Below are 2263 nucleotides of genomic sequence, written 5' to 3'. Positions count from 1 at the left end.
TTGAGCATTTCGACCAGAAATTTGACTCAGAATAGCGAAAACTGGTCGAAATGGCTATGCCGTATAGCCATACAGCCTTAGTGCCACAAGGCCTAGCGGCTTTTTTCAGGGCCGACTAACTAAATTTAGTATATGGAAATATATAGATGTCTTTACACATCATCTTTGATACAAATTATCTGCGCTCTCTTGGTGCCAATGAATATATAGTGGGTTCTATTCCAGAGAGGCTAGAGCAGCAAATTAGTTCAGCGCTAGGGAGGGGTGATATATTATCAATTCCCAGTACGGTTCAAATTGAAATGAATGCTTGGGTCAAAGAGATCGCTGAAAAAGATAATATGAATACCCGAAAAGCATGGGACTTACTTAAAGATAAAGGATATCAGCTATCGCCAGAGTTCTCTGAACAGAATACAGATATAGATGTCCTTTCTATCCTAAAAAGTAAGTTTAACGAAATCTATGAATTAGAGCCAACTATTGATCATTATAAAGACGCCGAAAAGAGAGCATCCTTCAAGTTACCACCCTTGCCTAAGAATCCTGAGGGCGAGGAATTTAGAGACAGGGTGATCTGGAGTCAGCTCATATCCTTGGCTAAAGAATCAGATCTCCCTGTATTAATAGTTTCGGGCGATAGAATATTTGAAAATGGGGCAAACTCCGAGGAAGGGCGCTCGTTAAATATTAATGTCGTGAAGACCGAAGATGATTTAAATCAATGGCTGGATCAACGATCTAGCGTTATCCAACAGGTCATTGATGATATATTGCTTTTCAGCGCTCAACTAGCCGAGAAGAATATCAATATTGAAGGGAAAGATATTGATAGGATAAGTGATTTCCGCTCTGTTAGAGATTCCAGTGGTAACCTAATTAAGAGGTTTGTTATTAATACAAGTGATGGAAACAACCTCCCAAGTAAGATTTCAGGTGAACTGTTATATCAAGGAGATCTTCCAATTCTAATCAGTTTGCAGATTGAAGAGGATTTTATTGAGATGCGTCGTGACGTGACAGCACAAGATGAATCACAGTCTAGAATTCAACAGCAGCTAGATGTCTCTAAAAAGCAGTTTCTTGAATCCGAGCTTCGCAACCTAATTGGTGATTAATATGAATTTCAGAATTGGATCAGTTAACTTCACTAGCGTAAAAATACCGGTTCTATGGGGAACCAAAGCGATCTTATCGCATGCAAATGGTTCGTTATCCGTAATCGATATTGGAGGAGAAAACGCTAAGGTTTTAGTAATGTCTGATGAGCCTTGGACTGATATCGAATTCACGGAGAAAGAAGATGGATTCGTAATATATGAAGGAGACATGCAGTCTTTCTTCTATTCTCCAAAGAGGAAGATCTTTCGAGACATGACAGGATCTTTGCCAGAATGTGAGTTAGCCAAAGAATTTACAAGAATTGGTACCAATAAGATAAGCGGAGGCATGGTGTCTGGATTCGGTGTGGGTATTGGGATTTCCGAAAACGGGTTCTTTATGGGTGGTCCAATCCCACAAGGGCTTGCAGAGTTGAAAATTTAGTGTGACATAACAAGCGGGTTAAAAATAACGCCTGACGTTTTGAGGCTCAATATTGGCGAAGTGTGGCATCCCAATAGCCTTGTAGTAAACGCTTTTGGTCCGGATAATCAGTTTATACCCAGCGTTCCTATAATTGTTTCTATTATTGATAGCTCGGATGCTACTGATACAACAGGATCAGAAAATTTTGTGAAAGCAATAAAGGAAGGCAGTCTTACCATTACTGTTTCTTGGTTGTGTGGTATGCAGACTGTTAAAGAAATTAATATGGTAATCAGCGGTGAATAGTACGTTTAACAAGTGACTATGGTCCTTTGTTAAGTATTTAAGCCATTTTCTCATCCCAGTGAGTGTTGTTTTTTACCATCGTATTGAGGATGGTAAGTTGCTTCCTCATACATGCGATAAGGGCTACTTTCTTTGGTTTACCAGCAGCGACCAGGCGCTCATACATTGGCTTTAATTTAGGATGGCATTGTATTGCCGACATCAGAGAAACAAATAAAACCGTGCGTACACAATGTCGCCCACCTCGGATATAGCGCTTACCCTGGAAGCTGCCGCTATCACGATTCATCGGGGCGATACCCACAAGTGCCGCAATCTCTTTGCGGTTCAACTTGCCCAGCTCAGGAAGTTCGCTCATTAGCGTGTAAGCCAGTACATTGCCGACTCCTTTAGCGCTTAATAAGAGATCGCGTTTTTGTCGCCACTCGGC

4 protein-coding genes are annotated in these 2263 nt (G+C 40.9%); 3 read left to right on the top strand and 1 reads right to left on the bottom strand.

The genetic code is table 11. From position 1 onward, the window contains the following. The first annotated feature begins 146 nt into the window (after nucleotides 1-146). Genes LC073_RS21405 through LC073_RS21395 form a run of 3 tightly spaced genes read left to right on the top strand, consistent with a single transcriptional unit; the run spans nucleotide 147 to nucleotide 1833 of the window. Nucleotides 147-1118: a PIN domain-containing protein gene (locus LC073_RS21405; protein WP_226649649.1), complete on the top strand. Its 972-nt coding sequence runs from the start codon at nucleotides 147-149 to the stop codon at nucleotides 1116-1118. Between the two features lies 1 nt (nucleotide 1119). Continuing rightward, complete coding sequence (locus LC073_RS21400) at nucleotides 1120-1545, top strand: hypothetical protein (RefSeq protein ID WP_226649647.1); 426 nt, start codon at nucleotides 1120-1122, stop codon at nucleotides 1543-1545. A 60-nt stretch (nucleotides 1546-1605) separates the two neighbouring features. Next, nucleotides 1606-1833, top strand: coding sequence for a hypothetical protein (locus tag LC073_RS21395; protein ID WP_226649646.1), 228 nt, complete (start codon nucleotides 1606-1608; stop codon nucleotides 1831-1833). 37 nt (nucleotides 1834-1870) lie between these two features. Here LC073_RS21395 and LC073_RS21390 read toward each other — a convergent pair. Next, on the bottom strand, nucleotides 1871-2263 hold a 393-nt coding region (locus tag LC073_RS21390; RefSeq protein ID WP_226649645.1), incomplete at its 5' end, for a transposase.

The sequence above is a fragment of the Microbulbifer variabilis genome, assembly GCF_020524905.1.
Taxonomy (GTDB): domain Bacteria; phylum Pseudomonadota; class Gammaproteobacteria; order Pseudomonadales; family Cellvibrionaceae; genus Microbulbifer; species Microbulbifer variabilis_A.
This window is presented reverse-complemented; position numbering and strand designations above follow the sequence as displayed.